Below are 22,673 nucleotides of genomic sequence, written 5' to 3' on the forward strand. Positions count from 1 at the left end.
CCAAGGTCATCAGCAACCTGAGTACGCGTTAACCCGCTTGTCAGTGCAATGCGAACAGCATCCCGCCGAAATTTATCCTTCCGTTTCAGTCCCATAGTCAGTCTCCTTTGGTGCAATAAATGCTATCAAAGGGGAGGAATCTGTGCGTCGGCAGGTCCACTAGGTAGAAGCCATGTGAAGTTAAAACGACCACATAGCCTACTGCCCCCCAAGTGTGGCAGTAGGCTGTTATGAAAAGAAATGATATTGATCTATATGGTGAACGATCCTGCCTTGATAATCAGAATGGCAGGCCGACATAGTTTTCGGCCAACGAGGTGAGGGCCGCCTTGGACGAAAATAGGTACTCCATGTCCGTTTGTTGCAACCTGTTGTCGTAGGCGTTGTTTTCAGGAAACGTGTGGAGAAGGCTGGTCATCCACCAGCTGAAACGTTGGGCTTTCCAAACTCTGGCCAGGGCCTTCTCGCTGTAGTTTTCAAGGCCGGTATCGTCATCGTTTTTGTAGTGATCCAGCAGGGCATGATACAGATAGTAGATATCGCTTGCCGCCGAGTTCAGACCACGCGCACCAGTTGGGGGCACAATGTGAGCTGCGTCGCCGGCCAGGAACAGATTGCCATAGCGCATAGGCTCCGCCACAAAGCTGCGTAGAGGGGCGATGCTCTTTTCAATGGACTGGCCTGTTTCCAATCCTTCCGCGACCTCTTTGGGGAGGCGTGCCTTTAGCTCCGTCCAGAATGCGTCATCGGACCAGTCTTCGACAGTGTCGGACATTGGGACCTGAATGTAGTAGCGGCTAAGGACCTGGCTACGTAGCGAGCACAGGGCAAACCCTCGGTCACTCTTGGCGTAGATCAGTTCTGGGGACACTGGCTTAGTTCGGCTTAGAACCCCGAGCCAGCCAAAAGGGTAGATTTTCTCATGCTCTTTCAGCACATCCTTGGGGATCGATTTTCGACTGACGCCATGAAACCCGTCTGCGCCGATGATATAGTCACAATCGATGCGAATGATATTGTCGCCTTCGCGGTAGGTAATGTGGGGGGCGTCGCCTTTTAGATTGTGTAGAGTCACGTCCTCGACGTTGTGGATGACCTTGCCATCCATCTTTGCACGGGCATCGTACAGATCACGGGTCAATTCGGTCTGACCGTAGACCACAACAGAATTTCCGCCCGTATGTCCGTCTAGGTCAACGCGACGCTTCTCACCACCTTCGGCGATATAAAAACCTTCGTGTATTTCGCCCTCGGCGTCCATGCGTTCGCCGCACTGAGCCTCGCGCATCAACTCGGCAAATCCATGTTCCAGAACACCGGCCCGGATGCGACCAAGTACATATTCGCGGCTGTGCTTTTCTAGCACAATATTGTCGATACCTTGCAGGTCGAGGAGTTGGCTTAGCAAGAGGCCTGACGGCCCGCCGCCGATGATTCCGACTTTGGTTTTCATGTTCATTCCTCAGGTTTCCCGATCATCTGTCAGCACCCGACGGAAGGGTGTGGCAATTGATTGGAGGTATCTGGCCAAAACTCGGCGGGCCGAAGTGACATTGTACCAGTAGGCTCGCCTTGTGACGGGCCTGTTGGTCACATCATTGATTTTTCGATCTCATCCAGCGTTTTCATGGCTGACAGGACGTCGGATACACAGCCGTTGGGTGTGCGGCCCTCGAGGATCGCTGCAATAAACTCGCGGTCGATTAGTTCGATACCATTGTTGGAGACGGCAACATCGCTAAGGTCGATCTGGTTCTCGTTCCCGTCATAAAGGTCATCGTAGCGGGCGAGATAGGTGCCGTTGTCGCAAATGTAGCGGAAGAATGTGCCGAATGGCCCGTCGTTGTTGAACGACAGAGACAATGTACAGATCGCGCCGTCCTCGGACTTCATGCCAATGGCCATATCCATTGCGATGCCCAGATCAGGATGGGCAGGCCCCTGTAGGCCAAAGGCTTTTACCGCTTTGCTGCCGGTCTGATACTGGAACAAGTCAACTGTGTGGCAAGCGTGGTGCCATAGAAGGTGATCGGTCCAGGACCGTGGCTCGCCCTTGGCGTTTGTGTTGGTGCGGCGGAAGAAATAGGTTTGCACATCCATCTGTTGGATTTTCAGCTCGCCAGCGTCGATCTTGTTTTTGATCCACTGGTGGCTTGGATTAAAGCGGCGCACTTGGCCCGCCATAGCAACCAAACCGGTTTCTTTCTGCTTGGCGACCACGGCTTGGCTGTCTTCCAAGTTGTCAGCCATTGGAATTTCGACCAGCACGTGTTTCCCTGCGTCCATGCAGGCAATCGCCTGGCTTGCGTGCATTTGGGTGGGGGTCGACAGGATCACTGCGTCAACATCATCCCGTGCAAGACATTCCTCAAGGGTCGTGCTGGCGTGACCAATTCCGCGTTCGGACGCCAGCGCCTCAATCTTGGATTTGGTAGGCCCCATAACAGAGGTCACTTCGACACCTTCGATATCGGATAATGCGTCCAGATGTTTCAAACCAAACGCGCCGTAGGCGCCTGCAACGCAAATTCTCATCACATGTTTCCCCATGTTGGTTTTGACTTCTTGGGGCGAAAAAGGGCTGCAAAAGGCAGGTGGTCGCATGCGTTTGACGCTGTTATTGCGACCGCTGCCCTGTGCCGCTGTCTGTGATCGCAGCAAGAGACGGATGGCGGTTGGATCAATGCATAGCACCGATTAGTTCAAATATGGGATTTGAATGCAGGCAGTGATATTTGATTTTGTTAGTCTTGGCGCCAGGTTCTATTCGTTGGCGGCTGTGCTGCGGATGATTTCTATGAATCGTTGCTGAACGGGTGTCGGTGCCCATCCGGCCCTGAATGTCAGGCCAATTGCCCGCTCAGACTCGGGTAAGTCTATCGGCAGTTGGACCAAAGTACTGTGTTGTTCTTCGATTTCGATCTGACGTTTAGAGGCAATTGAGATGTAATCGCCTCTCAATAGCAGGCCGCGTAGCAGGCCCATTGAGCTGGAGACGATGCGGACAGGAGTTTGGGGCATGTCCTGTATGCGTAGGCGATCCGACAAATATGCCCCCGATGGTGTTTCCTTAGGAGGAGCTATCCAGGGAAAAGAAAGTGTATCTTCGAGTGTGACATCTTTCTTTTTGATCAGTGGATGGTCGGGGCCAACGACTACGGCGAGGCGATCAACAAATAGCTCTTCCTGCACAACATCGTTGGCGGGTTGTGGGTGGCGTAATGCCCCCAGTAGAAAGTCCAAATCGCCGAACCGCAGGTCTCTGAGAAGGGCGTGATATCTTGCATCTACGCAGTTAATCTGAACGCTGACCCCAGCTTGGCTCAAGAGCTCATCAATTGCGGCAGGAAGGACGGTTGTGCGTGATAATGGCAAAGAGCCCAAATTGATGCGTGTGACATCCCGGCCGAGATGTTCGTTGATTTCAAATATCGCTTGCTGAAATTCGCTCATGGCCAGTCTAACCTGATGCGCGAAAACCTCGGCGGGGGCTGTCAGTTCTACGCCGCCTCGGGTCTGATCAAGAAGGGGCAGGCCAGATAGTGAGGCGAGTTCGCGAATGGCGCGGTGAACTCCGGGCTGGCTGACGCCTAATTCAGTTGCTGCTTGGCTGAAGCTGCCTGTTTTTTCGATCGCAATCAAAGCTCGTAGTTGAACTGGTGAACAGAATTTGTGGAACGCCTGTCGTGAGGTCTGGTTCGATTTTCGAGCGGCCTTTTTCCGGGCAAGGCTTTCGCCGCGCCGTAGGTGTTCGAGTATTCGGGCCAAACGCCCTTCGAATAACTCTCCCACCTTGGTGGGCAACATTCCTTTTGGTTGCCGATTGAATAGCTTTTCCCCAAGCGCCTCTTCCACCCTTGCTAAGGATTGGGTTGCAGCAGGTTGTGACACGTGAACAATATCCGCAGCCGCACTAATTCTACGGTGGCGATAGATCTCGTGGACGACGTAAAGATACCGAATTTGGGGAAGAGAGGGCATTGGATCTGCCTTGTGATTTTCCACTTTGTAACAAAATCAAATGTGGTTGTCAGGAAACAAAGTGGCCTTAAGGGGCATTTCTTTCCTACACTTTGGTATCCTGTGAAAACCGTGGAAGATGCACATAATGGCTGACAAGAAAACCGCTTTGGTAATTTCCGCACATGCGGCTGACTTCGTTTGGCGCTGCGGTGGAGCAATCGCCCTGCATCAGGAGCTGGGCTATGAGGTGACCGTCGCCTGCCTGTCGTTTGGGGAGCGTGGCGAAAGTGCCAAGCTGTGGAAGCAGGATGGCATGACGTTGGATACGGTCAAGAAGGTCCGTCAGGAAGAGGCGCAGGCTGCGGCAGATGCGCTGGGTGTCAATGATATTCGTTTTCTGGACCTAGGGGACTATCCGCTTCGATTGGATCGTGATGCGCAAGATCAGATGGTTGATATTATCCGCGAGGTTCAGCCCGAGTGGATGATGAGCCATTCAAAGTGGGATCCTTATAACACCGACCACATGAATACGACGCAATTCGCGTTGGAGTGCCGGATGATTGCGCAGGCTTGGGGGCATAACCCGGGGCAAAAGGTGCTCGGCGCGCCGCAGATGTATCTGTTTGAGCCACACCAGACTGAACAGATGGCGTGGAAGCCGAATGTTTTCTTAGACATCACGTCTGTCTGGGAGAAGAAGCGCGCGGCGATTGAATGCATGCAGGGGCAGGAACATCTGTGGGATTTCTATACCAACGTAGCTGAAAACCGCGGCAACCACTTCCGCCGCAACTCGGGCGGAATGGCCGGTGGCCGTAAAGCAGAGTACGCCGAAGGCTTTGAGATGATATTCCCGCAGACAGTGGATGAACTGGCATGAGCTATCCTGTCGGAACCCAAGGTGTTGTCGTTCAGCACATCGAACGTGCCGATCAGTCTGTCATCGACGGGCTTGCTGAATGTGGCGTGGCGACTGTGCATGAGGCGCAGGGGCGCAAGGGGCTGCTGGCGGCCTATATGCGACCGATTTATTCTGGCGCGCGGGTTGCTGCCAGTGCGGTGACCATTTCGGCTCCACCGTGCGACAACTGGATGCTGCACGTGGCTATCGAGCAGTTGCAGGCGGGCGACATCATGGTGCTTGCTCCGACCTCGCCCAGTATTGCGGGTTATTTTGGCGATCTGTTGGCATCTTCGGCCAAAGCGCATGGGTGCAAGGGTTTGATCATTGATGCCGGCGTGCGCGATGTGCGTGATCTGACTGAGATGGATTTTCCGGTCTGGTCCAAGGCTGTTTTTGCCCAAGGTACGATCAAAGAGACGCTCGGCTCGGTAAATGTGCCAGTGGTCTGTGCCGAAGCGCTGGTCAATCCCGGGGATGTTATTGTCGCGGATGATGATGGCGTCTGCGTGGTGCGTCGCGATGAGGCTGCTGAGGTTTTGAAAAAGGCCCGCGCCCGAGAAGCGAACGAGACGGGCAAGCGCGCTCGGTTTGAGGCCGGAGAACTGGGGCTTGATATCTACGACATGCGCGGACGGCTGGCTGAAAAGGGCCTGAAGTATGTCTGACGGCATTCGGGCCATGTGGATGCGTGGTGGCACGTCCAAGGGGGGCTATTTCCTAGCCGAGGACTTGCCGGACGATACCAAGGCGCGGGATTACCTGTTGCTGGGGCTGATGGGATCACCTGACGCCCGACAGATCAACGGAATGGGTGGTGCTGATCCGTTGACGTCTAAGGTTGCGGTGGTTCGTAAGTCCAGTCGCGAAGGCGTGGATGTTGACTACTTATTCTTACAGGTGTTCACCGATCAGCCTATTGTCACAGATGCGCAGAACTGCGGAAACATGTTGGCAGGCGTCGCGCCATTCGCCATTGAGCGGGGCCTTGTGAAAGCGCAAGACGGCGAGACCCCGGTCACTATCTATATGGAAAACACTGGGCAGGCTGCGGTTGCGCAGGTTCAAACGCCTGGTGGTATGGTTAGCTACAAGGGTGACGCGAGAATTGACGGCGTGCCTGGTACTTCGGCCCCTGTGCCAGTCGAGTTCAAGGACACAGCTGGGTCCAGTTGTGGTGCGTTGCTGCCGACTGGAAATGCGGTTGATGTTATCGAAGGTGTTGAACTGACGATGATCGACAACGGCATGCCCTGCGTGGTGATGCGGGCCTCTGATATGGGGATTACGGGTCAGGAAAGCCCTGAGGAGCTTGAGGGGAATGCTGCTTTGCGCGCCAAGCTAGAGGCGATCCGCTTGAAATGTGGGCCCATGATGAGCCTCGGCGATGTGGTGGAAAAGTCGGTACCGAAAATGACAATGGTCAGTGCGCCTCACTCGGGGGGGGCGATTTCCACTCGGACCTTTATTCCGCATCGCTGTCACAAGACAATTGGTGTGCTGGGGGCGGTTAGTGTCGCCACTGCCTGCCTGATAGACGGCACGCCTGCGCAAGAACTGGCCAAAACCGGTCAGGGCCAAGTTCGATCGCTTTCGGTCGAACATCCGGCTGGCGAAATGACAGTTGTTGCAACGCTGGACCAAACCGGAGATGTCGCATCCGCCGCGATCCTTAGAACTGCCCGCAAACTGATGGACGGAGAAGTATACGCATGACCGAGGTGCAAAAAATGGACGCGGATTGGCTGGTATTCCATCCCGCGCCGAAGGTGCCGGATTTTAAGCTGCCTAAGGGGGCTGTGGATGCGCATTGTCACGTTTTTGGCCCGGCTGCTGAGTTCCCTTTTGCCCCTGAGCGAAAATACACTCCCTGCGATGCGGGCAAGGCTGAGCTATACGCGCTGCGCGATCATCTGGGGTTTGAGCGCAATGTCATCGTGCAGGCCACCTGTCACGGTAAGGACAACCGGGCCATGGTTGACGCCTGCCGATCCGCCGGTGATCTGGCGCGGGGGATTGCGTCTGTTGGAGCGGACATCACCGAAGCTGAAATTCGCGAGATGCACGAGGCCGGGGTGCGCGGGGTGCGGTTTAACTTTGTCAAACGTCTGGTGGATGACACACCCAAAGACGTGTTCCTTTCCATTGCGAACAAGATCAAGGATTTCGGCTGGCACATTGTGGTCTACTTTGAGGCTCAGGATCTGGAAGAGATTGAACCGTTTCTAAAGCAGCTGCCCACCACCGTAGTGGTTGACCATATGGGCCGTCCGGATGTTTCCAAAGGCGTCGATCATCCTGATTTCCAGCGTTTCATCCGTTTGATGGAAGAGAATGACAACATCTGGTCCAAAGTGACCTGTCCGGATCGTCTGTCGCAGCAGGGCCCGCCCTACGACGATGTGGTGGCCTATTGTGCAGAAATCGTCGCGCGTTTTCCTGACCGGGTGTTGTGGGGCACTGACTGGCCCCATCCGAACATGAAATCGCACATACCTGATGACGGTGTGCTGGTTGATTTCATTACGAGAATTGCACCGACGAAGGAACAGCAGCAGCAGTTGCTAGTTGACAACCCGATGCGTCTATACTGGGCGTGAACATTGCATTCGCCTGACATCAGGCGCGTAACAAAAAGCGGAGGATCCCCGATGGACCAACCGGGCTTTGACTATCATATCGACATTCCTGGGACGACACTTTTTGACGGTAAGCAGGCCATGAAAGGCTATGCGCTGAATAAGATGTGCTACGCGTTCAACAAGGAAGAAAACCGTAACGCGTTCAAAGCTGACGAAGAGGCGTTCATGGAGCAATACGGGCTCAATAACACTCAGAAGCAAGCTGTTCGGGATCGTAATGTCCTTGCCATGATCGAGGCAGGTGGCAACATCTACTATCTCGCCAAACTCGCTGGGATTTTCAAATTGTCAGTTCAGGACGTGGGCGGACAACAAACCGGCATGACCACTGAAGAGTTTCAACAGCACTTGCTGGATCAGGCGTAAGGAGAGCGAAATGGCGAAAATTCTTGGTGGTATTACGACCTCGCATATTCCTGCCGTGGGCAAGGCAATTCAGGACGAGTTGCACGATGACCCTTATTGGAAGCCGTTCTTTGACGGCTACCCTAAAATTCACAACTGGATCAAAGAGAACAAACCGGACGTTGTGATCAACATCTACAACGACCATGGCTTGGGATTCTTCCTAGATCAGATGCCAACCTTTGCTATCGGTGCTGCGCATGAGTACCGCAATGAGGACGAGGGCTGGGGGCTGCCGTCGCTGGATCCGTTTCCCGGACACCCTGAATTGAGCTGGCACATTATTGAGAGCATGGTCGCGGATGAATTCGACATCACCTCATGCCAAGAGCTGGCGGTTGACCATGGTTTTGTCGTTCCCATGCAGCTGTTCTGGCCAGGCGCGCCGCATAATCCTGATATGCCACGGGCTATCCCAATTTCGGCCAACACTGTTCAGCATCCAATCCCAACGCTGAAACGGGCGCTGGATTTTGGTAAGGCCTTGCGCAAGGGAATTGAAAGCTTCCCTGAGGATCTGAAGGTGGTTGTTCTTGGAACTGGTGGGCTTAGTCACCAATTGGAAGGTGAACGTGCGGGCTTTATCAATAAAGAGTTTGACCAATACTGCATCGAAAATATTGCCCACAATCCTGAAGAGCTGACGAAAATCACCCGTCAGGAACTGGTAGAAAAAGCCGGGGCTCAGGGGACTGAGTTTCTGATGTGGATGATGATGCGTGGTGCGCTGGGCGACAACGTGACCGAGATTACGCGTAACTATCACATCCCGATCTCGAACACCGCCTCGGGCACGCTTTTGCTTGAGTGCGAGTAATAAGAACGTGGTTTTGCGACCGCTCTTGAACAAGGGTGGTCGCAACTGATTTTCAGAGCGATTGCAGCACTTCAACTTTGGTGCCGGGGATCTGATCCAGTGCAGCTTGGATCTGGTGTTCCGAGAGCAGGCAGCACGCCGTTGAAAGACCGTCAGCGATGGCGGCTGTCGGGGCGGATATAGACACCAGGCCGTGTTGAAGCCGGAGATCGGCGTTTGGCGAGAAAATATGCGGGCTTGGTTGGGCACCGTTGCCGACGGGAACAATTGGCGCCGAGGTGGCAAGGGCGCGGTTTGCCATGGTCATTTTTTTGATCAACTGCTGGTCAGGTGCTTTGATGCCAATGCGCCAATCCTGACCAGTGCTGCGTTGGCCGCTTGCAACGATCTCACCAAAGTCTACCAGGACGTCGGTTAGACCCTTGTGGCGGAGGAGTTCAGCAATTTTATCTGTGATATAGCCCTGCGCAATTCCGTTGAGGGTAAGCCCCATCTTGGCAGTGTCTGGATGAGTGAACTCCACCCGTTTGCTATTATATTGCAGATACTTCCAGCCTGTCGCAGAGCCTGCATTGTCCGCAGTTACGGATGCCTGCCAGAGCGATTGGACTGTTGGGTCGAACGCACCGTCAGAAGCTGTATTCAGCATGTTCGAAATGCTGAGAACTTCGAGCAGTTCATGTGAGGGGGCTGCTAGGTATCCAGTGGAATTCAGTCGCGCAATTTCAGACATCTCTAGGTACAGGCTAAAGATACCCTCAAGGCGCGACAGCTCATTCTCGACGGCCATGAAGATCGGATTCGCCTGGGTCTGAGTTACCCCTGAAATTTGAAGTGTCGCCTGAGCACCTAGCGCGATGCCGCGCCAACGGGCTGGCGGCGCAGCAGCTACTGCACGCATTGGCAGGCTACACGCGGCGGCTGAGATTGTCAGAAACCGACGGCGGTTCAAGTTCTTCATGAGGGGGTTTCCAGCGTTTGGGACAGATCAACAGGAGCCAATGCGGCATCGTCTGGTATTTCAGTGAAAGGCAAAAGTTGCCCGCCATATTTGTCAAGAAACGGCTTTGCTGAGGCAGCGTCGCCAAAAGGGACAATTTCGGGGGCTCCCATTCCGCCTGCGACGTTGGCACCGATGACGAACTGGGCGTCATTAGCGAGAATCCAGTTGCCTTCCCCCAGATCGTCCCAGCTGGCAGCCTTGCCTGTGTCACTCACGTATACAGCGGTGATCTGGGCATCGCGCTCGGGGCTCTTCATATAGGCAACAAGGTCGCGAACCTGCGCGAAAAACAACGGGGCAGGGTAGCCCTCTAGGTGGACCTGTCCTTTTGGCCCGCCGTGTTCCAGAACGTTCATCTGGCAGAAAAAGCTGAGCGCGGCAGTGTTCAACTCCACTGGCGGTGGTGGTGCCTTGGCCTCTTCCTCTTTGCAGGCGGTGAGGGCTAAAGCGAGGAGGATCGGGATGTGCAGCTTCATGGCTCGACCCTTCCGAACGCAACTCGAGCCAAGCCAAGACCTATTAGCGGCCAAATAAGCAACGACAAAGGGGCAGCCCAGCTAGGTAGGGCGCTAGCGGCACCTGTCATGCCACTGGTCACAGCGATGGTCTCGGACGCAGCAATGTTCCAGACCCGGAATGCATCGGCGGGGTTTGCGACCATCAGCCAAGGGAAGATAGACTGGGTGAAAACGCCACCTTCATCCATGACCACAGCGCCCAGCAGTCCAAGGTCATACAACACTACAAAGATCAGCCAAAGGGCCGCCGACATTCCAGCCGCAGCGGTAGAACTGCCAGAGATCGAAGATACCCCATAGCCCAGGGCCAGGAACACGGCCCCCAGCAGGATTGAGGTGGCAATCAAACGTCCAAGCGCCAGCAGACTGTCGACACCAGCTCCGCCCGACCAAGCGGCAAGGGCACCAGCAGTGCCAAACCCAACGGTCATGGCAAAGGCTAGCGCGGCAAGATGGGACAAAAATTTACCCAACAGGATTTCCCCGCGCCCGGCTGGATAAGACAACAACAGAGACAGGCTACCACGATCCCGGTCACCGGAAATGGCATCAAAGGACATCATCAGCGCCAGCAATGGGGCGAGGTAGACCGACAGGGTGGTCATTGAGGCCACGGAAACGGTGAGCATATCCACGCCCAGACTTCCGGTGGGCGCACTGCCAGCAAAGGTCAGCGCCAGGGCAAACAGCACCATGATCAGCGTGGCCATGAACAGCCAGCGGTTACGACGCAGGATCCGCAGCTCGGATCCGGCGATGGCAAGGGCGCGCGGGGTCATGGACGGTTCTCCTTGGCAAAATGGCGATACAGGTCTTCCAGTTTGGGCGGGGTCATGCTGACATCAACAACCACATCCCCCAGCGCTGCAATCCGGCGCAGCTCATTCATTTTCTGGTCAGCTCTGCAACGCAGCTCAACCGAGGCACCGTTGACGCGGGTTCCGCCAACCTGCTGCGCCAGTTTTTCAATCTCACCTGCACGGGCAGTAATGCGCAGGCGGGTGGGTAAGGCTGCCTCTGACGACAGCTCGGCCAGTGTATTGTCTGCAACCTTCACCCCCTTACGCAGGATGGCGATGCGGTCGGTGCGCGCCTCAACCTCGGTCAGCGCGTGGCTGGCGATCAACACAGCAGTGCCTTGTTCAGCCAGCTCATCAATGATCGCATATAGATCCTGCCGTGAAATCGGGTCCAAGCCACTGGTCGGTTCGTCCAGCAGGGCCACCTTTGGGCGGCCCAGCAGAACCTGTGCTAATCCCAGACGCTGCCGCATGCCCTTGGAATAGGTGCCAATGCGGCGGTCCAGTGCATCTGCCAGCCCAACACGTTCGAGCAGGGCGGGGACATCAGCCGATGCGCCAGACAGGTTGGCAAACAGGCTTAGCTGCTCGCGCCCTGTCAGGGCAGGGTGAAAGCTCACGGCCTCGGGTAGAAAGGCAGTATCCCGGCGAGCGGCTGCCGAGCCGGGCGCTGCGCCGTTGATCGAAATGCTGCCGCCATGGATCGGCGTCAGGCCCAGTATCGATTTGATCAGGGTCGATTTTCCAGCACCGTTGTGGCCCAACAGGGCTAGGCGTTCACCGGGGGCGACTGTCAGGTCGATGTCCTGCAACACCTGTGCTTTGCCGCGAAACTTGTTAACGGATTTGATGATCAGGCTGTTATCCATCCTGGGGTACCTTATTGCTTGCCGCTGGTTTGACCGGGGCCATCAGTGCATGGCTGTCCATCACCCCACCCGGCAGCAGCGCCGGAAAGGCGGCCTGCGACCAGCGCACTAGCTGCACAGCGGGTGAGCCAAGCAGCATTTTTGCGGCGGGTTGGGTCCACAAGACGTGGTCCATGCTATCATTTGGTCTGTAGGGAGTATCGGCGATGCCGTTGCCGTCGACGTCATAGGCGGCAAAGTCGCTCCAATAGTTGCCACGGCCCTGTTCGGACCATTCCACCCATTTGGAAGAGACGTATTTGACCTGCGTCCGGTTGCCGATGAAACTGTTTTCTACCATGCGGTTGTTGCCTGATCCGGCGGTGAAATGGATGCCGATGTCGCAGCCCTGGAACCAGTTGCCGCTGAAATCGTTCTTGTGCGAGTTGTACAAAAACGTGCATTTGCCCGCTGCGTCTTTGACATAGTTCCCGGTCACAACGCTTTTGTTGGCATAGTTCATCATAATCCCGTGATCGCGGTCATTCAGTGACACGTTGTCGGTGACACGCACACGGGTGGAAAACATCACGGCATACCCTAGGTGGTTGCCGATTGAGACATTGCCGGACACTTCAGAGTCATCGGCATACATGTAGTGTACCGCAAACCGCAGATCGCGGAACTCGTTGTTGCGGAAGATGTTCTTTTTGGAGCTGTTGACAAAGATGCCATCGCGACCCCAGCGGACCGAGTTGTCTTCGACTACTGCGCTGGGTGCGTTCCAGACATAGATGCCATTGCCACGCGCGTTCATGTGGCGATCCTGACGGCCTTCGACGGTGTTGCCAGCAACCAGTGAATCGCGGGCGCCATGAATGTCGATGCCATACAGGTTGCCGCGCAGGGTATTGTTCAGAATTTGCGGCGCCTTGGCCGTCTTGGTTAGCTTGATCCCACTGTCGAGGGTCTCGTGATCCGACCCCGAGCCGATAACCGTCAGGCCAGAGACGGTAACACCCGGTCCGGTAACAGTAATCACAGTTCCGGTTCCGCCGCCGTCAATCACGGCGACACCGCGCCCATCCAGGGTGATGGGCCGGTCTAATGTAATTGTTTCGGTATATGTACCGGGGGCGAGGCGGAGGGTGTCACCATCCGCCGCCTGCGCCAATGTTGCCGCAATGGCTCCCGCCCGGTTGGGCACATCCCACTCAGCCGCCAAAGCAGGTGAGCAGATCAGTGAAACTATGGGTAGGAGCCAACGCATTTTCTTAAGCCTCGCGAGGTTTGACCATCATCCGGCCGCGCATCTCCATGTGGAGCGCGTGGCAGAACCACTGGCAATAGAACCAGTGTACGCCGGGACGTTCAGCAATAAAGGTAACCGATGCGGTTGCCATTGGGCCGATTTCCATGGCGACACCAAAGTTGGCCATACACAGACCGTGGGTCACATCATCCACGTCATCAAGGTTGGTGACATAGATTGTTACTTCGTCACCCTGGTTGACTGTGAATTTCTCCATCGAGAACATAGGCGCCTGGCTGGTCATGTAGACGCGAACCTTGGTTGGATCATCCTTGTCACGGATGATGTCCTCGGCACCTTCTTCCAGGTCGATACCATCGGCAGCCGCCTGAACCCGTGCATCTTCCCACATTGGGTCGTTGCGGTCCCAGACGTTGACCGGGTTCACGATATCACGGCGAACAATGATGCTGTCGTGTGGCTCGGCAAAGGTTGGGCCATCGTGGACAACCTTCATCTTGTCACCCGAGATGTCGATCAATTGCTCGTTCTCTGGCTTCAGCGGACCAACGTTCAGGAAGCGGTCTTTCGAGAATTTGTTCATCGAAATCAGCCACTGACCATCAGCGTCGGCAGTTTCACCCATCGAAGTCGAGTTGTGACCCGGCTGATACTGCACGTCGACTTTGTCGAGGATCGGATCAACATCCGCGCCTGCATACAGGTCGATTGCCTTCTGGATGTCCCACTTCACAACCTGGCTGTCCAAGAACAGAGTGGTATAGGCGTTGCCCTTGTTGTCGAACGCAGTGTGGAGAGGACCAAGGCCCAGCTCTGGTTCTGCAACGATGCACGAACGCTCGTCCGCGTTGTCAGCAAACAGTGCGTCGACTTTTTCAACATCGATCACAGAAACGGTTGGCGACAGCTTACCGTTGATCATGATGTGCTTTTTGTCAGGCGCAGCGTTCACACCGTGTGGCGAGTTCGGGATCGGAATGTAGCGAGTGAAGTTCGAACCCGCGTTCTTACGACCGTCGACAACTTTTACGCCGTTCAGCTCTTCGTAGTTGCCCGCAGCGATGGCTTCTTCGATGGCCTTGATGTTGAAAACAACAACGTGGTCCATTTCGCTTTCGGTCATCTCGGCCAGGGTCATACCCATTTCCGAGTTGTACGAAGTCGAGAAGGCATATTTGCCCTGATAGTCACAGTCGGTGTTATCGAGGTTGCCCGATACGATCACCTGCCAGGACACTTCCATCTCGTCGCCGTCGATGGCGGTAAAGATGTTCACGTACTCCGAAGGCTCATCCAGGATTTTGCCATCGTTGACCAGTGGTGCTTCGTGCTCACCGTTGGCAAAGACATAACCGGTGCGTGGGTATTTCTGTGGGCGCATGCCGTGGATGTCCATGGCATTAGGGATCTCGATGATCTTGTCGCACTTCATCACGTCACAGCGCACACGGGCAACGCGAGTGTTTGCTTTGTCGTTCATAAAGATAAAGCGACCGTCATAGACGCCATCTGTGAACGACATGTGAGGGTGGTGAAGGTCACCGTTGTCGTACATTTCCTTACCGTTGGCAGCCAGGAACTCTTTGGTTTCTGGCAGAAGGCCTTCGGTCAGAATTTTTTTGGATTCGTTGGTCTGACCCCAGCCGGTGGCCGAGCAGCGGTTGAACACTGGAACGCGCATGAATTCACGCATGGATGGAACACCCATGATGCGCAGTTCGCCGGTCTGGCCCGAGGACCAGAAGCCATAATAGTCATCCAGTTCACCTGGCTCCAGGGCGGCCTTGGCGGCAGCGCTGGCCTCTTTGGCGGACATCAAGGTCGCGCCAACGCCGGCTGTTGCCATCACGGCTCCGGTTGCAGTCGCGCCCAACAGGCCACGACGGGTGACGTTCAGGGTGTTGTCTTGTTCTGACATTGTGTTTCTCCTTTAGGAAACGAGTGATTTCTTGGCGTTCGGGTGGTTCGCCGGTGGCTGTCCAAGGGGCATCTTCAGATCAGCAGAGCCGGTTTTGGCTCGGCGTTTGAGCTGCTTGATGACCACGGGGCATTTGTTTTCGGATTGATAAAGAACCTGACAGTGCATGCAGTCGACGCACTCGTTCGGGTTAATCTCTCCGGTTGGGTGTATGGCCTGAACCGGGCATTCGTTGGCGCAGGTCTGACAGGGGCTACCGCATTCCTTGTAGCGGCGTAGCCAGTCGAACATGCGGATGCGGGCCGGGATCGCCAGAGCCCCACCGAGTGGGCAGAGGTAGCGACAGTAGAAGCGTTCGATGAACAGGCCTGCAACCAGCAGCGATACGGCAAAGATGACAAAGGGCCATTCGCGTACAAACTTCAGGATGATGGCAGTCTTGAACGGTTCAACCTCGGCATAGGTTTCGGCCAGTGTCATCGACACCATCGACAAACCAAACAGACCAAGGAAGATCATGTACTTGAGCGGCCACAGGCGTTCATGCAGGCCCCAAGGCAGGGTCCATTGTGGAACCTTCAGTGCGCGGGCGACCTTGTTCAGCAGCTCTTGCAGCGCGCCAAACGGGCACAGCCAGCCGCAATAGGCACCACGGCCCCAGAACAGCAGGGCAGCTGCGATCGCAAACCACTGGATGAACACCAGCGGGTCCATCAGGAATGCATCCCAGGTAAAGCCACTGCGCAGGCTGCCAGCCAAGGCCAACAGGTTGACCACAGACAGCTGTGCGTTTGCGTACCAACCAAGGAAGACCAGAGTGAAGCTGAGGTAGCCGATGCGGAACCAGTAAAAAACACGGGCGTTTGCGGTCGCCTGAAACTGGAAGAAGAAGACGCCGGTCAAAACCAAGAGCATGACGCCCAGGATGCCAATTTCGACGGTTTTATCTTTCCAGATCCGCTGCCACAGAGCGGTCTTGGCTGCGGCCTCATCTGTGTCGCTGTTGACGATGACTGGTGCTGCAACGGGCAGCAGGTACTGTTGGGGCAGCTTGTAACCCAGGTCAAAAGTCAGGAATGTCTTTTCAACCGCGCCAACCGCCCGTTGGGCCAGCAGTTGCAGACGGAACGGCTCAGCCGGATCAAACTCGGCATCCGCAGGGATCTTGAAGACATCCAACTCGGTAAAGCTAGGGCTGTCTGCAGTAGCCAAATCACCCAGACGACGCTGTTGCTTGTCAAAGAAACGAACCGAGTTGTCACCCTGGATCAGCTGGATACGGTCAAAGATACCACCGCGCACATAGCCGGATCCCTTGAAGCTATAGGCCCCACGACCCAGCACCAAAATAGCTTGCTCGCCTTCCTCCAGCCACTCGGTCAGGTTCTCATACTCGGCATCGCCCAACAGGCTGCGACCAATGGATGGAACCGAGACCAGCGCCATGTGCATGTCAATGTAAGTGTCGTCAGGCTCGCCCGGCTCTGGGCGCTTGGCGGCACGCGCGTCACCGGTGGCCGCAAAGGCGGTATTGATCTGGCCAATGTCCAAAGTCAGGCGGCGCACAGATCCGTCACCGGAAAGGGTCGACCAGTCATAAGTGGCATCCTGCGCCATATCAACTTCGCGTTTGGGACCGTCGGCAACCTGAGGCGACAAGCCACCAAGGCCAAGCATACGGGAGACCTTGATACCGGCCCGCACAAGGCTGTCGTCGATCACCATGATGGTCACGGTGGCGCCGGAAATGATGTCCAGATCATGGGCCTCACCACCAGTGGCGGCTTCAGCTTTGAGATCCAGACCGGCATAACCTTCAGTCAGGGCAATCATTTTAGAGTTTGGGATGCCGATTAGGATGATCGGTTCCGAGTGTTTGACCAGTTTGACGCCAGTCAGCACCGCATCGCCGTCGATTGCGGCAACAACATGGATGGGCTTGCCGGAATAGCCGGTGGTGCCAACAAAGTCAGATGTCAGGAACGCCCAGGCCACAGGCTTGCCGCCCTTCAGGACAGGGGCAACCTTGGTGTCCGGTGAAATTGGGCCAAAGGCCTCGGCACCGGGGGCTAATTCAGAGGGAGTAAGGTCTGCAAGAAAGCTGGCAAGGTCATCTGCCTTGGCTGTCGGTGCGACCATGAACAGTGTAGTTACGAGGAGGCAGGCAAGTGTTTTTGCGAGGCTCGGGATTGCGCGTCTTAAGTCCATGACGCACCTCCTTTGCTAAGAGTTTCGTCGATGGATGGGCGACAGATGCCGTCGCTAGGATTTGTGTGTGAAATTAAGTTAGGAGGTCCGCGATTCTCGTGCCAGAATTGTGCGGGATTGGCCTCGACGTTACCCTCGTGCTGCACAGATATGGCTGTGACCACGGGCAAGCTGTATGAGTTTAAGGCTGGGTTAGGGATATTTCCTGTGGAAACAACCAACTGGCAGAATTTGCATTCGTCACATTTGGGGCAGGGAGCTTGTTCATCATCAGATAGCTGAACTTGCATCAAAGCGGGCCCGTCTTCTCCGCAGATCTCCATCCAATCGCCAGTGTTTGCAGAATGTGCGGCAATTGGGGCCAACATTTGCACTGTTAGCGCACAGACACCAATCAGCGCCCGCAGCCAGTTCAAGCAAGAGGAGCGTTGTGCTTTTAGGTGGGAGGAAGAGCCAAAGGGAGACATGGAAAAGCCAAAGTTGTTCGTTGTCGCCGTGATAACGTTTGTCGGCTGGAACGTTCTTTGATCTGGCGCAATGTATTGGCGTTTACCGAGTTTTTGATGAGTTGAAGGTCACTGAAGTCAAATTCCCTTGATGACGACTTGCATGATTATCTGCCGGATCGCCGTTTTAGGCTTGCTGTTTTGGCGCTGACATAATTTGTCTGGGTCGGAGTATCTGAATATCGAAAAGGGTGTCCGATGGCGCGAATAGTATTTGATCTTGATGGGACGTTGATTAATAGCGCACCGGACATTCACTGCATTGCAAACAAGGTGTTAGAGCAGGAGGGGTGCGAGGGCATTACACTTGAGCAAACACATGACTTCATCGGCAACGGTGCTGCTGTGCTGGTGACCAAGTTGCGCAAGGCTCGGGGGATTGCTGACAGTGAGCAGGCGCGTTTGCTCGCTGATCTTGTTGCGCGTTATGATGACGCCGTTGAACTAACACTGCCCTATCCCGGCGTGTTGGCTGCTTTGGATAATCTAAAGGCGAGCGGCCACAAATTGGGGATCTGCACCAACAAGCCGATCCGCCCATGTCGTTCGGTTTTGACACACCTAAAGATGGATCACTACTTTGATACTATGTGGGGCGGTGACAGTTTGCCGGTGCACAAACCGGATCCAGCACCTTTGCATGCAGCCTTTGCTGAGTTGGGCGATGGTCCACAGTTATATGTAGGGGATAGCGATGTTGATGCTGAGACAGGTCAACGCGCAGGTGTTCCGTTTATGTTGTACACAGAAGGCTATAGAAAATGCCCGGTAGAAGAAATGCCCCACACAGTCGCGTTTGACAACTATGTCGATTTTCCGAAGCTCGTACAGGATTTGCTAGTAGCAGCGTAGAAACACAGAACTCCTTGAGCGGACGCATTGCCCGCACAAGGAATTTCTATTGGTCTTGATCAGCGCGCTAGCTGGCTGGCAGCGCGGGCCAGTTCTTCGATCTTGCCCCATTCGCCTTTGTTTACCAAATCACTGGGGGCAACCCAGCTGCCACCAGCGCAGGCAACGTTGGGCAACGACAGGTAAGTGGCTGCATTGGACGGGCTGACGCCTCCGGTTGGGCAGAACGAAATCTGCGGCAGTGGTGCTCCTATGGCTTTTAGTGCGGGCGCACCGCCGGATGCCTCGGCTGGGAAGAATTTCAACATGTCGTAGCCACGTTCCAGCAGGCGCATTGCCTCACTCGCCGAGGCCGCACCGGCCAGCATTGGCAGGCCGATATCTTCGCATGCATCAAGCAAGGTGTCGGTGGCACCGGGGGAGACACCGAATTTGGCTCCGGCCTCGACAGCGGCCGTGACGTCTTCCGGCGTAATCAAGGTGCCCGCACCTACAACGCCGCCCTCGACCTGTGACATCTCACGGATCACATCCAAGGCTGCTGGCGTGCGCAGGGTGACTTCCAAGGCAGGCAATCCACCGCGCACCAATGCTTCGGCTAGTGGCCGGGCATGGGAAACGTCATGGACCACCAATACCGGAATGATGGGGGCCATCTGGCAGACCTCGCGATTACGCGCGCTAGCGGCCTGAGGGGTAATAGACATGTATCAAACTCCAAATACACTGGCACCAGTATCGGCAGATCCGACAGCTTGGCGGAAAGGGGCAAACAGTTCACGTCCCATGCCAAAGGCATTGGCAGAGAGGTCCGCAGTTGCTGGTTCGCGTTCGGTAACGCCGGGGGTCACTATGTCTAGGGTTCCGGCAATTGCATCAACGCGCAAGATATCACCGTCCTGAATGTAGGCGATTGGACCACCGTCCAGTGCTTCGGGGACCACATGGATTGCGGCGGGGATTTTACCGCTGGCGCCGGACATGCGACCATCCGTGACCAGCGCCACCTTATGTCCGCGACCCTGCAGGATCGACAGCATTGGCGTTAGGCTGTGCAGCTCGGGCATGCCGTTGGCCTTGGGGCCTTGGAACCGTACAACCACAATAACATCGCCGTTGAATTCGCCGGCCTTAAACGCTGCCTTGGCTTCTTCCTGATCGTGGAAGACCCGAACAGGGGCTTCGACAGTGCGGTGTTCCTCTGCGACGGCTGAGATCTTCATCACGCCAGTGCCAAGCGTGCCAGTTAGGCGGCTTAGCCCGCCTGTTGCTTGAAATGGATCAGAGGCAGGGCGTACAATTTTGTCGTTCAGGCTTTTGTCTGTGCCCTCGCGCCAGGTTAGGCCGTCCTCGCTTAGGAACGGTTCGGTGGTGTAGTTGTGCAGCCCGTCTCCTGCGACAGTTTTTGTGTCGGGATGTAGCAAGCCAGCCGAGAGCATTTCACCGATCATGTAACCCAAGCCACCTGCCGCGTGAAAATGGTTCACGTCCGCCAAGCCATTGGGATAGACACGTGCCAGCAGTGGTACGACCTCAGACAGTTCTGCGAAGTCCTGCCAGTCCAGAATAATCCCACCTGCGCGCGCCATGGCAATCAGGTGAATGAGCAGATTGGTCGATCCACCTGTCGCCATAAGGCCAGCAATGCCATTGGCATAGGCTTTCTCATCCAAAATGTCGCAAACTGGCGTGTAAGCATTGCCCAAGGCACTAAGGGTTAGTGCTCGACGTCCGCCTTCCTTGGTCAGCGCATCGCGCAGCGGTGTGTTTGGATTGACGAAACTGGAGCCGGGCAGGTGCAGCCCCATGAACTCCATCAACATCTGGTTGGTGTTGGCAGTGCCGTAGAAGGTACAGGTTCCCGGCCCGTGATAGGCCGCCATTTCCGCCTTTAGCAATTCTTCGCGGCCGACTTCGCCTAGGGCGAATTTCTGACGGATCTTAGCCTTGTCATCATTGGCTAGGCCGCTGGTCATAGGTCCTGCTGGCAAGAACACGGCTGGCAGGTGGCCAAAGACTTGGGCGCCGATAATCAGGCCCGGCACGATCTTGTCACACACGCCTAGAAAGACCGCCGCATCAAAGGTGTTGTGGCTGAGTGCCACAGCAGTGGCCATGGCAATAGCATCACGTGAAAACAGGCTTAACTCCATGCCAGCCTCACCTTGGGTGACGCCGTCACACATAGCGGGCACGCCACCGGCGACCTGCGCTGTGCCTCCGGCCTCGCGAACTGCATCGCGAACCATCTGGGGGTAGGTTTCAAACGGCTGGTGTGCTGACAACATGTCATTATAGGCGGTGACGATGCCAAGATGACCAACCGAAGCCTCAGCCAGTGCCGCTTGGTCAGGCCCAGCCGCGGCATAGGCATGTGCCTGTCCACTGCAGGACAGATGTGCCCGGGCAGGGCCTTTGCTTTGTGCTGCCTGCATCCGGTCCAGATAGGCCTGACGGGATGGGGCACTGCGGGTGATGATGCGTTCGGTGACCGACGCCAGTGTTCTATTCAGGGTCATTTGGTGCCGCTTTTCTGTTCAGTGCCTTGGGTCATTTGCCGATGCTACGCCAGCTTCGCTCGTCGCGATGAAGCAGCCGTAGGGAGTCTTCGGGGCCTGAGCTGCCGACGTCATAAGGGAGAGGTACATTTCGGCCGTTGTCCCAACCTGCGATGATTGGGTCGGCCCAGGCCCAGGCCGCTTCGACTTCGTCACCACGCATAAATAGGGTCTGGTTGCCACGGATCACATCCATGATCAGCCGCTCATAGGCATCCTGTGGGCGCTCATCCTGTGGTAGGCTGTCAGCAAACGTCATGTCCAAAGCGGCCTGGGTCAGGCGCATACCGCCGGGGCCGGGATCTTTGATTGTGGTGTGCAGGGTGATGCCTTCGTCGGGCTGCAGACGGATCACTAGTACATTCCCTTTGGCCGGATCACTGCCTTGAAAGATGTTGTGCGGCGGGTCGCGAAAGAAGACCGCGATTTCCGAAGCCCGTTCGCGTAGGCATTTTCCGGTCCGCAGGTAGAACGGAGTGCCTGCCCAACGCCAGTTTGCAACCTGCACCTTCATCGCAATAAAGCTTTCGGTCTGGCTGTCAGGATTTCCTGCATGGTCCCGGTAACTGCCCTGACCATTTTGGTCACGGTATTGCCCTCGGGCGATGTCAGAGTTCTCAACAGGCTCCAGCGCCTCGATCACTTTGACTTTCTCGTTGCGCACGGCGTCAGGGGTGAAGTTGCCAGGAGGTTCCATTGCTGTCAGGCAGAGCAGCTGCATCAGGTGGTTCTGTACCATGTCACGCATTGCGCCAGAGCGGTCATAGTATTCGCCGCGCCCTTCAACGCCGATGCTTTCGGCCACGGTGATTTGTACGTGGTCGATGTGTGAAGAGTTCCACAGCGGTTCGAACAGTGAATTGGCAAACCGCAGGGCCATCAGGTTCTGCACGGTTTCTTTGCCCAAGTAGTGATCGATCCGATAGATCTGAGATTCTTCGAAATTGGCCCGCAGTGCCTTGTTCAGGGCCTGAGCGCTTTCCAGATCGTGGCCAAAGGGTTTTTCTACAACTATGCGGCTGTCATCAGTTGCGATGCCAGTGCCACGTAGGCGGGTCGCAATGTCGCCGAACAAGCTGGGCGCAACAGACAGATAGAATGCGCGCACGACGTCCGGGCGCATATGTTTGGCCAGTTCGTCCCAGCCGCGTTCACCTTTGGCATCAATTGCGACATAGTCCAGTAACTTAATAAAGGCCGCGACATCCTTGTCGTTTACCTCATTTTTTTGACCAAACTGCCAAACGGCCTCGGCCACCTGTTGGCGAAAGCTGTCCACGTCCATATCACTACGAGACGCGCCGATAATGCGTGATTGGTCGCTAAACTGACCCAGCTGGAACCGGTGGAACAGGCTAGGAAGGATCTTTCGTCGGGCGAGGTCGCCGGTTGCTCCGAAAAGCACCAGGTCAAAAGATTGGACGGGTATGACTCGGGAAACCATGGTTTTCTCTGACG

Annotated in this window: 21 protein-coding genes; 7 read left to right on the top strand and 14 right to left on the bottom strand. The window is 55.7% G+C overall.

What is annotated here, in order from left to right:
- Positions 1-280: 280 nt before the first annotated feature.
- From pobA to DL239_RS15455, 3 genes are all read right to left on the bottom strand, one after another.
- Positions 281-1,453: a 4-hydroxybenzoate 3-monooxygenase gene (pobA, locus tag DL239_RS15445; protein WP_167685001.1), complete on the bottom strand. Its 1,173-nt coding sequence runs from the start codon at positions 1,451-1,453 to the stop codon at positions 281-283.
- Positions 1,454-1,590: 137 nt separating this feature from the next.
- Positions 1,591-2,535: a Gfo/Idh/MocA family oxidoreductase gene (locus tag DL239_RS15450; RefSeq protein ID WP_167685002.1), complete on the bottom strand. Its 945-nt coding sequence runs from the start codon at positions 2,533-2,535 to the stop codon at positions 1,591-1,593.
- 228 nt (positions 2,536-2,763) lie between these two features.
- Positions 2,764-3,981, bottom strand: a complete 1,218-nt coding sequence (locus tag DL239_RS15455) for a LysR family transcriptional regulator (RefSeq protein ID WP_167685003.1) — start codon at positions 3,979-3,981, stop codon at positions 2,764-2,766.
- A gap of 127 nt (positions 3,982-4,108) precedes the next feature.
- Between DL239_RS15455 and DL239_RS15460 the strand changes: the two genes are divergently transcribed.
- Genes DL239_RS15460 through DL239_RS15485 form a run of 6 tightly spaced genes read left to right on the top strand, consistent with a single transcriptional unit; the run spans position 4,109 to position 8,731 of the window.
- A complete protein-coding gene (locus DL239_RS15460; RefSeq protein ID WP_167685004.1) occupies positions 4,109-4,846 on the top strand; it encodes a PIG-L deacetylase family protein in 738 nt (245 codons plus the stop codon).
- Positions 4,843-5,535, top strand: a complete 693-nt coding sequence (locus DL239_RS15465) for a 4-carboxy-4-hydroxy-2-oxoadipate aldolase/oxaloacetate decarboxylase (protein WP_167685005.1) — start codon at positions 4,843-4,845, stop codon at positions 5,533-5,535. Before DL239_RS15460 ends, DL239_RS15465 begins: the two co-directional genes overlap by 4 nt.
- Entirely contained in the window at positions 5,528-6,583 is a 1,056-nt protein-coding gene (locus tag DL239_RS15470) for a 4-oxalomesaconate tautomerase (RefSeq protein ID WP_167685006.1), read from the top strand. Before DL239_RS15465 ends, DL239_RS15470 begins: the two co-directional genes overlap by 8 nt.
- Complete coding sequence (locus DL239_RS15475; RefSeq protein WP_167685007.1) at positions 6,580-7,467, top strand: amidohydrolase family protein; 888 nt, start codon at positions 6,580-6,582, stop codon at positions 7,465-7,467. The genes DL239_RS15470 and DL239_RS15475 overlap by 4 nt, the downstream gene beginning before the upstream one ends.
- A 51-nt stretch (positions 7,468-7,518) precedes the next feature.
- The gene (locus DL239_RS15480; protein ID WP_167685008.1) at positions 7,519-7,875 is read left to right on the top strand and encodes a protocatechuate 4,5-dioxygenase subunit alpha; all 357 of its coding nucleotides are present in this window, start codon (positions 7,519-7,521) and stop codon (positions 7,873-7,875) included.
- Positions 7,876-7,885: 10 nt separating this feature from the next.
- Positions 7,886-8,731 (top strand): class III extradiol dioxygenase family protein, encoded by an 846-nt coding sequence (locus DL239_RS15485; RefSeq protein ID WP_167685009.1) that lies wholly within the window; start codon positions 7,886-7,888, stop codon positions 8,729-8,731.
- 52 nt (positions 8,732-8,783) lie between these two features.
- On the opposite strand, the gene DL239_RS15490 is transcribed toward DL239_RS15485, so the two are convergent.
- Genes DL239_RS15490 through DL239_RS21920 form a run of 8 tightly spaced genes read right to left on the bottom strand, consistent with a single transcriptional unit; the run spans position 8,784 to position 17,766 of the window.
- Positions 8,784-9,692 (bottom strand): FAD:protein FMN transferase, encoded by a 909-nt coding sequence (locus DL239_RS15490; RefSeq protein WP_167685010.1) that lies wholly within the window; start codon positions 9,690-9,692, stop codon positions 8,784-8,786.
- On the bottom strand, positions 9,689-10,210 hold the full coding sequence (locus DL239_RS15495) for a nitrous oxide reductase accessory protein NosL (RefSeq protein WP_167685011.1): 522 nt from the start codon (positions 10,208-10,210) through the stop codon (positions 9,689-9,691). The genes DL239_RS15490 and DL239_RS15495 overlap by 4 nt, the downstream gene beginning before the upstream one ends.
- Complete coding sequence (locus tag DL239_RS15500) at positions 10,207-11,031, bottom strand: ABC transporter permease (RefSeq protein WP_167685012.1); 825 nt, start codon at positions 11,029-11,031, stop codon at positions 10,207-10,209. Before DL239_RS15500 ends, DL239_RS15495 begins: the two co-directional genes overlap by 4 nt.
- A complete protein-coding gene (locus DL239_RS15505) occupies positions 11,028-11,921 on the bottom strand; it encodes an ABC transporter ATP-binding protein (RefSeq protein ID WP_167685013.1) in 894 nt (297 codons plus the stop codon). Before DL239_RS15505 ends, DL239_RS15500 begins: the two co-directional genes overlap by 4 nt.
- Positions 11,914-13,170 (bottom strand): nitrous oxide reductase family maturation protein NosD, encoded by a 1,257-nt coding sequence (locus DL239_RS15510; RefSeq protein ID WP_167685014.1) that lies wholly within the window; start codon positions 13,168-13,170, stop codon positions 11,914-11,916. Before DL239_RS15510 ends, DL239_RS15505 begins: the two co-directional genes overlap by 8 nt.
- Positions 13,171-13,174: 4 nt before the next feature.
- Positions 13,175-15,091, bottom strand: coding sequence for a TAT-dependent nitrous-oxide reductase (gene nosZ, locus DL239_RS15515; protein ID WP_167685015.1), 1,917 nt, complete (start codon positions 15,089-15,091; stop codon positions 13,175-13,177).
- A 12-nt stretch (positions 15,092-15,103) separates the two neighbouring features.
- Positions 15,104-17,299: a NosR/NirI family protein gene (locus DL239_RS15520; protein WP_167685016.1), complete on the bottom strand. Its 2,196-nt coding sequence runs from the start codon at positions 17,297-17,299 to the stop codon at positions 15,104-15,106.
- Positions 17,290-17,766, bottom strand: a complete 477-nt coding sequence (locus DL239_RS21920) for a DUF2946 family protein (RefSeq protein WP_206188483.1) — start codon at positions 17,764-17,766, stop codon at positions 17,290-17,292. Before DL239_RS21920 ends, DL239_RS15520 begins: the two co-directional genes overlap by 10 nt.
- Positions 17,767-18,003: 237 nt before the next feature.
- Between DL239_RS21920 and gph the strand changes: the two genes are divergently transcribed.
- Positions 18,004-18,657: a phosphoglycolate phosphatase gene (gph, locus tag DL239_RS15530; RefSeq protein WP_167685018.1), complete on the top strand. Its 654-nt coding sequence runs from the start codon at positions 18,004-18,006 to the stop codon at positions 18,655-18,657.
- Between the two features lie 59 nt (positions 18,658-18,716).
- Here gph and eda read toward each other — a convergent pair whose 3' ends face one another.
- Genes eda through zwf form a run of 3 tightly spaced genes read right to left on the bottom strand, consistent with a single transcriptional unit; the run spans position 18,717 to position 22,659 of the window.
- Positions 18,717-19,364: a bifunctional 4-hydroxy-2-oxoglutarate aldolase/2-dehydro-3-deoxy-phosphogluconate aldolase gene (gene eda, locus DL239_RS15535; protein ID WP_167685019.1), complete on the bottom strand. Its 648-nt coding sequence runs from the start codon at positions 19,362-19,364 to the stop codon at positions 18,717-18,719.
- A 3-nt stretch (positions 19,365-19,367) separates the two neighbouring features.
- The gene (gene edd, locus DL239_RS15540; RefSeq protein WP_167685020.1) at positions 19,368-21,176 is read right to left on the bottom strand and encodes a phosphogluconate dehydratase; all 1,809 of its coding nucleotides are present in this window, start codon (positions 21,174-21,176) and stop codon (positions 19,368-19,370) included.
- A gap of 31 nt (positions 21,177-21,207) precedes the next feature.
- Positions 21,208-22,659 carry a glucose-6-phosphate dehydrogenase gene (gene zwf / locus DL239_RS15545; RefSeq protein ID WP_167685021.1) on the bottom strand — a complete coding sequence of 484 codons (1,452 nt, stop codon included), beginning with the start codon at positions 22,657-22,659 and terminating at the stop codon, positions 21,208-21,210.
- Positions 22,660-22,673: the final 14 nt, after the last annotated feature.

The organism is Parasedimentitalea denitrificans, from assembly GCF_011813015.1.
Lineage (GTDB): Bacteria > Pseudomonadota > Alphaproteobacteria > Rhodobacterales > Rhodobacteraceae > Parasedimentitalea > Parasedimentitalea denitrificans.

Bases quoted from the DNA above. Each gene is read 5' to 3' on its own strand.
- pobA (WP_167685001.1), bottom strand. From the start codon at position 1,453: ATGAAAACCAAAGTCGGAATCATCGGCGGCGGGCCGTCAGGCCTCTTG.
- DL239_RS15450 (WP_167685002.1), bottom strand. From the start codon at position 2,535: ATGAGAATTTGCGTTGCAGGCGCCTACGGCGCGTTTGGTTTGAAACAT.
- DL239_RS15455 (WP_167685003.1), bottom strand. From the start codon at position 3,981: ATGCCCTCTCTTCCCCAAATTCGGTATCTTTACGTCGTCCACGAGATC.
- DL239_RS15460 (WP_167685004.1), top strand. From the start codon at position 4,109: ATGGCTGACAAGAAAACCGCTTTGGTAATTTCCGCACATGCGGCTGAC.
- DL239_RS15465 (WP_167685005.1), top strand. From the start codon at position 4,843: ATGAGCTATCCTGTCGGAACCCAAGGTGTTGTCGTTCAGCACATCGAA.
- DL239_RS15470 (WP_167685006.1), top strand. From the start codon at position 5,528: ATGTCTGACGGCATTCGGGCCATGTGGATGCGTGGTGGCACGTCCAAG.
- DL239_RS15475 (WP_167685007.1), top strand. From the start codon at position 6,580: ATGACCGAGGTGCAAAAAATGGACGCGGATTGGCTGGTATTCCATCCC.
- DL239_RS15480 (WP_167685008.1), top strand. From the start codon at position 7,519: ATGGACCAACCGGGCTTTGACTATCATATCGACATTCCTGGGACGACA.
- DL239_RS15485 (WP_167685009.1), top strand. From the start codon at position 7,886: ATGGCGAAAATTCTTGGTGGTATTACGACCTCGCATATTCCTGCCGTG.
- DL239_RS15490 (WP_167685010.1), bottom strand. From the start codon at position 9,692: ATGAAGAACTTGAACCGCCGTCGGTTTCTGACAATCTCAGCCGCCGCG.
- DL239_RS15495 (WP_167685011.1), bottom strand. From the start codon at position 10,210: ATGAAGCTGCACATCCCGATCCTCCTCGCTTTAGCCCTCACCGCCTGC.
- DL239_RS15500 (WP_167685012.1), bottom strand. From the start codon at position 11,031: ATGACCCCGCGCGCCCTTGCCATCGCCGGATCCGAGCTGCGGATCCTG.
- DL239_RS15505 (WP_167685013.1), bottom strand. From the start codon at position 11,921: ATGGATAACAGCCTGATCATCAAATCCGTTAACAAGTTTCGCGGCAAA.
- DL239_RS15510 (WP_167685014.1), bottom strand. From the start codon at position 13,170: ATGCGTTGGCTCCTACCCATAGTTTCACTGATCTGCTCACCTGCTTTG.
- nosZ (WP_167685015.1), bottom strand. From the start codon at position 15,091: ATGTCAGAACAAGACAACACCCTGAACGTCACCCGTCGTGGCCTGTTG.
- DL239_RS15520 (WP_167685016.1), bottom strand. From the start codon at position 17,299: ATGGACTTAAGACGCGCAATCCCGAGCCTCGCAAAAACACTTGCCTGC.
- DL239_RS21920 (WP_206188483.1), bottom strand. From the start codon at position 17,766: ATGTCTCCCTTTGGCTCTTCCTCCCACCTAAAAGCACAACGCTCCTCT.
- gph (WP_167685018.1), top strand. From the start codon at position 18,004: ATGGCGCGAATAGTATTTGATCTTGATGGGACGTTGATTAATAGCGCA.
- eda (WP_167685019.1), bottom strand. From the start codon at position 19,364: ATGTCTATTACCCCTCAGGCCGCTAGCGCGCGTAATCGCGAGGTCTGC.
- edd (WP_167685020.1), bottom strand. From the start codon at position 21,176: ATGACCCTGAATAGAACACTGGCGTCGGTCACCGAACGCATCATCACC.
- zwf (WP_167685021.1), bottom strand. From the start codon at position 22,659: ATGGTTTCCCGAGTCATACCCGTCCAATCTTTTGACCTGGTGCTTTTC.